Genomic DNA, 6,840 nt, shown 5'->3' on the forward strand with positions numbered 1-6,840 from the left:
CCACCTAACTTAGATAATTGTTTCGCTCCACCTCTGTATATAGCATCTGCCAGTTTTTCCCAAGTACCACAGATACTATCATTAATATAGGAATCCAAGATAGCACTTTTGGCCTGGGGATAAGCAATTTTTATGGCATTAATATCACCTAAATACCAAGCTTCTCCTTCTTCAATAGCAATACAGAAGTAAATTTGGGATTGGATAGCAGATTTTTCCAGACAATTGCTTAATTCCTGTCGAAATTCCCGAAAACATCGATTATCCAGATCGCAAACCACAATCAGCACAGCAGCATAATTATCAGGGTAACTAGAAAAAGTTTTATCATATCCTTGAATCAGTTTAGGTAGTCGCTCAAGAAGAATCCGTTTACTAGGATCGGAAACAGACTGTAAGTCTCTGGGAATATGACCACTGCCTTTATAGGAATGAACCCTAAATGTATGACCTGCATTCATGTCAATAATCTTAGGAATTAGAATATCAAGTGCTTTTTTTCCCGACAAATCCTCAACCAAAATTTCAAAGTACATGACCTTATCTCTCATCTAAGTAATCACTATACCAAAGACTACCAAGGGGCAATCCTTCTGAGACGAGATTCTTAATTAAAGGATTGTCACTAGCCCGTTTAATCCGAGAAAAACCATCATCACCCTTTTCCAGAATCCAAACTTCTTCTGGCTGGAGAGCATCAACAAAATAAGGTTGATGAGTGGTGATAAAAATTTGAGAACGTCCTCTCTGTCCTGTGGCGTGTTTTCTAAATTCTTGAGCCAAGGTTTCTAATAGTTTATGGTATAAGCCGTTTTCTGGCTCTTCAATACAGATAAATGGCGGTGGAGAAGGGTCTTCTAACAGTAAGAGATAGGCGAATACTTTTAAAGTACCATCGGACATTTGCTGTACATAAAATGGGTCTTGGAATCCCCGATCATTAAATTTTAATAATAGTCGATTATCGGGACTTTTTTCGGTGCTAATTTTTTCTATACCCGGTATCTTATGAGAAATACTATTAAGTATATTCTGAAATTTCTTGGAATGCTCTCTTTCCATAAACTGCACCACATTACCGAGATTATCTCCATGGATATTCAGATGTTTCTGGGGTCCGGCTAGGGGCAAACTTCTGGCCGCATCGGGAGTAAAATAGCTGAGATACCATCCCTCAATAAATCTCCGAAATAGGGAAATTCTCGGATGCTGTTTGAGAGAACCTAACGTAGCAATTCCTAGTTTGCGCTTATCATTCAGTTCCACTAACTCGGTTTCCTTGCTTTCCTCATCAGCTTCTCGTTGAATTTTTTCTATTAACTTAAGTAAATCAAAATGGTCTTGACCTTCTTCTACTTGTTTCCCTTCTTCTTCTCCTTTCCAGACGATTCCTTTCCCTTCATCGAGGATTAAAAATGAAAAAGGCCATCCGGTCTTTTGACATTTTCTTCTCTGTCTGAGTCTTTCTTTTTTTACATAAGGTCTATTATCCGTATCTAGATCAATAGCTAATTCATAGGTAATTGGTCGGGAATTGTAATCTTCTTTGTAATAAATCTGAAATTCAATGCTTCCTTCCTGACCCTGGGAACGAAGACGCTCAAACCCACCCCGACCTCGCGCATCACAAGCTTCTTCTACTCCTCCTTTAAGACAATCAGATAAAAAACCGAACGCATCAAAAAGTGTGCTTTTTCCCACACCATTTTTGCCGATAACGGCCGTCATCGGTGTCAGAGAATCTCGATTTTGAGTATTCCATAACTTGCCCAGGGTTATATCCTTGAGCGCTCGATAATTTTTAATCCTCAATCCCTCAATTCCGGCCATTATTTAGTCCCGTTTCTCATTACTAAAGTAATTTGAGCAATTTCTTGATAGATTGATTCTAGACCAGTTATCAATTACTGACCCGATTCGATCGCTCCTTCGGCCTCATGGACAATTGCTCTCAATTGATCTAAAGTTTTCTGGTCCACCTGCGTCCATAATCCCCGTTGTTGAGCCTCTAATAATCTTTCGGCCATATCTCGCAATGCCCAGGGGTTTTTCTCCTGAATAAATTGTTGTACCTTGTGGTCAAATAAATAAGCTTCGGCTACCCCCTGATAAATAAAATCCTCCACTAGGTGAGTAGTGGCAGAGTAGGCAAAAATATAATCTACGGTCGCAGCCATCTCGAAAGCACCTTTATAGCCGTGTCGCATCACTCCCGCTATCCATTTGGGGTTTACTACTCGCGAACGGTAAACGCGGCGAATTTCTTCCTCTAGGGTTCTGATGCGGGGATTTTCCGGACGGGAATGATCACCAAAATAGGTGACGGGATTTTTGCCGGTTAATGCCCGGACACTGGCAGTTAAGCCGCCTTGAAATTGATAGTAGTCATCGGAGTCGAAAATATCGTGTTCCCGATTGTCCTGATTGTGCAGCACTATCTCTAATTCTTGCAGTCTATTTCTCAATACTTCCGGTAAAGAATGGGCAGTTCCTTGGCTATCATAGGCATAACAACTCCAGTTAATATAAGCATTAGCTAAGTCTTGATCATTTTGCCAGTTTTGTGACTCGATTAACCCCTGTAAACCGGCCCCGTAAGCACCAGGTTTGCAGCCAAAGATTCTGGCAGTAGCTCTCAGTTTCGCCTCTTTTTCTCCTAAGCCCTGACTTAGCCAAAACTCCCTCTCTGTCTTCACTTTCGCCGCTAAAGGATTAATTTTTTCTTCTTCCTCTTGACAAGCTACCGCATTTATGCAAGAATTAAGAAGATGTAGTATGCTGGGGAAACTGTCCCTAAAAAAGCCCGATACCCGAACAGTCACATCAATACGAGGACGGCCTAAGCTAGACGGGGTAAGGATTTCAAACCCGACCACCCGACGGAAAAAACCATCCCAAAGGGGACGAATTCCCAGTAAAGCCATGGCTTCGGCCACATCTTCGCCACTATTTCTCATCGTCGAAGTTCCCCAGATAGAAATCGCCAAAGTGCGGGGATATTCACCATTTTCTTGGGTATAACGTTCAATTAGTGCCTCTGCGGCCTTTCTTCCCACTTCCCACGCGGTTTCTGTGGGGATTGCGCGGGTATCGACAGAATAGAAATTTCTGCCAGTGGGGAGAACATCGGGACGGCCGCGGGTGGGAGCGCCGGAAGCACCACTGGGGACGTATTGGCCAGCGAGACCTTTTAAGAGATAGATAAGTTCATCGGGGGTTTGTTTTAAAGCAGGAATTAACTGATTTTCTAGCCAAACTAATTCTTTTGCCGTATTTTCGCCTAGAGGTTCAATTTTCTGGCTAATTAAATCCTGAGCGAGACCTTCCAGATAAGTAGTAGTATCGTTATATTCCGTCAGGGGGTCGCAGTCGAGATGGAGGTCAAGGGCAAGGGAACGGGTTAAACCGGGGCGGTCGGGACTGGGAGAACGGGCAATCGATTGGATTAAATCAATTAACTGCTGACCCTGGGGACATTGACCGAAGATATGTAAACCGTCGCGGATTTGTGCTTCCTTGAGTTCACAGAGATAACCATCCACGAGGGTGAGAAATTGACCAAAGGAGGCGCTAATCGTGCCTAGCTCTCGATCGAGATTAGTTTTCGCCACCAGGTCGTTAATCCGCTCGCGAATCAGAGCTAAACGAGAAGGATCAAGAGATTCTGCCTGATAATATTCATCGATGAGAGACTCTAACTTTTCCCAATCCCCATACAATTCCGCTCGCGTCATCGGGGGGGTGAGATGGTCGATGATAACAGCTTGGGAACGTCTTTTAGCGCTGGACCCTTCTCCGGGGTCATTGACAATAAAAGGATAAAAATTCGGCAGCGACGAGAAAGCAATTTCGGGATAACAATGGGGAGAAAGAGCGAGACTCTTCCCGGGTAGCCATTCTAAATTGCCGTGTTTACCGAGATTAATCACAGCAGTGACTTGGAATTCCTGTCGTAACCAATGGTAAAAAGCGAGATAGCTGTGGGTAGGTTCCAGGTCGGGGGAATGATAATTAAGAGTCGGGTCAAGGTCATAACCGCGAGAAGGTTGAATACCGATAAAGACATTACCTAACTGGAGGCCCGGGATAGGAAAATCCTCGTCCGGATGTCCCCAACGGTCAAGCAGAGCGCTTTGATTATCGGGGGGAAGGGAGGAGAAATAATCTAGATATGCTTCTAGGGAGAGAGATTGATAGATAGGTTTTAATTCCCTTGTCTCCAGGTCATTAGTGATACCGGAAATAAGCAATCGCATTAATTCATCACTATGGTCGGGGAGGTCGGTGAGGGTATAACCTTGGGTTTGTAGTGCGCGAAGAATTTCCAAACCACTAGCGGGAGTATCTAAACCGACTCCGTTAGCGATACGACCATCCTTATTGGGATAGTTGGGGAAAATGAGAGCAATTTTTTTCTGGGAGTTGGGAAGGGAGGAGAGTTGACAATAGTTTGCGGTTAAATCAGCGACAAAATCAACCCGGTGGGGGAGGGGTTGATAGATAACTATTTCCGTTTCTAGTTTGGGATGTCGGGTGAGGACAGATTTAAAGGAAATAGCGCGGGTGATAATTTTGCCATCCATTTCCGGTAAAGCGATATTCATGGCCACATCCCGGGGGGAAAGACCTTGATAACCCTGTTGATAAGCTTCTAAACTGCTGCTGCTGAGGATAACTTGGAAGATGGGTTTATTGAGAGACTGCCAGAAGTGATGATTTTGTTTGTCTTCCGGTCGTTGGATAGAGAAGCTAGTGGTGTCGAGAATTAGGTCTGGGGGATGGTGGGAAAAGAGGGTTAATAGTTCCTCTTGCACTTCAATTTCCCGGAGAGAGGAGAGAAAGATAGGGACAGTTTCAATGTTTCTTTGGGTGAAAGCGCTGATTAAAGCATCGATAGCTTTGGTGTTACCCGCGAGATAATGGGAACGATAGAAAAGTATCCAAGTCCGTGCTTGGGGTTGGGATAGGGTTGTCTGGGAATAGATTCCCAACCTAGGGACAACCCCAGGAGGAGAGGGAGGATAGTCGAGATGGAGACAGGTATGCGCGATAAATTTAGCAGCATTAATCCAGTTATCTATCCCTGCTTCCGTGAAATAGCACCATAACTGGTTAACAGTAGTCAGGGAAGCATTGGAATGACTCATCAACTCTAAATCCGGTTTATCCTCTCCTGGGAGGACAAATAAAGTCGCACCAGTTTCCTCGACAATTTCCTTAACTACTTCCAACCCGTAGGACCAACTCCCCCGTCCCCCCAATAAGCGAAGAATAATCACTCTTGCTTGGGATAGTACCTTGTCCCCATAGTTATCGATACTGTATTGCTGCTGTAACTGCGATAAATTCAGGGCGCGAATTGCGGGAAAATTATCCGGTAGATGGTCGATAGCTGCCGCTAGAGTTTGAATATCGGTATCAGCCATGGTGAGGAGAACAATCGGGGCCGGATTTTGGTCAATAATAATCACCCCTTCGGTATCTGCTGTCCAACCACCCGCTTGGGGAGCAATTCGGTGCATAAGTTTTGAGAGTCAGGTTAAATAATGATTAGGTTTTGAGAATCAGGGTCTCGATCGAGGGATCATTCTTAGGTAGATAGAGATGATTATATCTGTCTGCGGCAATTTAAAGAACAGGGAATAGGGATTAGGGAATAGGGGATAGGGATTAAGCAAAATCTTCACTAAAACCCCAACACCCTAAAACCCCAACACCTTACTGATGACTGGGGTGTAGGGAAGTGGGGAAGTGGGGGAATTTCAACTAAAACCCTAAAACCCCAACACCCCACCACCCTATCTCCTGCCTCCTGCCTCCTGCCTCCTGCCTCCTGCCTCCTGATAACTGATAACTGATAACTGGTAACTGGTAACTGATGACTGATGACTGATGACTGATAACTGATAACTGATAAATGATAAATGAATGCTTCTCCCGCTTATGTTTGCTGTCAAGTGTTGTCATCTACTCACCTCCAACAAATTCGTTCTTGGTGGGGACAGTTGGCAATACAGGTGACAGCGCCGAGGATTAGTCTCAGTGAAAGAGAGCTGCCCCTAAAGACGGGGGAAATCTATCAACTCTTGCTTTCCACCGACCTACAAGTTTTATTGTTAGCCAGTCCCCAAGCACATAACTTTGAGTACGAAGTCCGCATTAGTTTTGAAGCGAACACGATTAAAAACTTTCTGCAAGGACTGTCCGTCAAGTCTCTCCACCACCCAAAAATTCAGCAGGGTTATCAAATTTTAAATCTGCCTCTATCCAATAATGTCAGCAGTTTTCAAAATAAAATTTTAGTCAAAATTCTCTCGATAATTTCTTCTCCGTCTGCAGAGGGGGGTTGTCCCCGCATCTTCTCCGTTTGTCAACCGGTAGAAGCTGCCCTATCCCAACAAATCCAACAGGAAAGATTATTAAACCAAGTCATCACCCAGATGCGTCAGAGTCTGGAGTTACCGGTGATTCTGGAAACCGTGGTCAGGGAAGCGCGGGAATTTTTGCAAGTGGACCGATTGTTAATTTATCAATTTTTCCCCGGTACCGGCGAGGGAAAGGGAAAAATAACTTCCGAGTCGCGCGTTTCTGACCAGATAAATTCCGTGTTAAATTTAACCCCCGAAGACGATTGTTTTTCCTATATTCCCCAATACAAGGAAAAGTATCGTCAAGGATTAATTCTGGCCGTGGATGATGTGGATGTTAACTATTCTTCTTCCTTCTGTTTGTCCGAATTTTTGCGACAACACCAAGTGCGATCAAAATTAATCGCCCCGATGGTGGTACAAGAAGAATTGTGGGGTTTATTAATTGCCCATCAATGTGGAGAAAAACGCC

General features: G+C 44.1%; 4 protein-coding genes. 1 reads left to right on the forward strand and 3 read right to left on the reverse strand.

Going from position 1 to position 6,840, the window contains the following annotated elements:
- The 3 genes from PX484_RS13510 to cobN all read right to left on the reverse strand — a co-directional run.
- Positions 1 to 536: hypothetical protein (locus PX484_RS13510; protein WP_288104240.1), on the reverse strand; the 536-nt coding region annotated here is incomplete at its 3' end.
- A gap of 4 nt (positions 537 to 540) precedes the next feature.
- Positions 541 to 1,830 carry an AAA family ATPase gene (locus tag PX484_RS13515; protein WP_002802738.1) on the reverse strand — a complete coding sequence of 430 codons (1,290 nt, stop codon included), beginning with the start codon at positions 1,828 to 1,830 and terminating at the stop codon, positions 541 to 543.
- 74 nt (positions 1,831 to 1,904) lie between these two features.
- Positions 1,905 to 5,522 (reverse strand): cobaltochelatase subunit CobN, encoded by a 3,618-nt coding sequence (cobN, locus tag PX484_RS13520; RefSeq protein ID WP_287766253.1) that lies wholly within the window; start codon positions 5,520 to 5,522, stop codon positions 1,905 to 1,907.
- 402 nt (positions 5,523 to 5,924) lie between these two features.
- Between cobN and PX484_RS13525 the strand changes: the two genes are divergently transcribed.
- Positions 5,925 to 6,840, forward strand: a 916-nt coding sequence (locus PX484_RS13525; RefSeq protein WP_288104243.1) for a GAF domain-containing protein, incomplete at its 3' end; no start/stop codon positions are given.

Source organism: Microcystis sp. M49636_WE2 (assembly GCF_030065375.1).
Classification (GTDB): Bacteria; Cyanobacteriota; Cyanobacteriia; order Cyanobacteriales; family Microcystaceae; genus Microcystis; species Microcystis aeruginosa_C.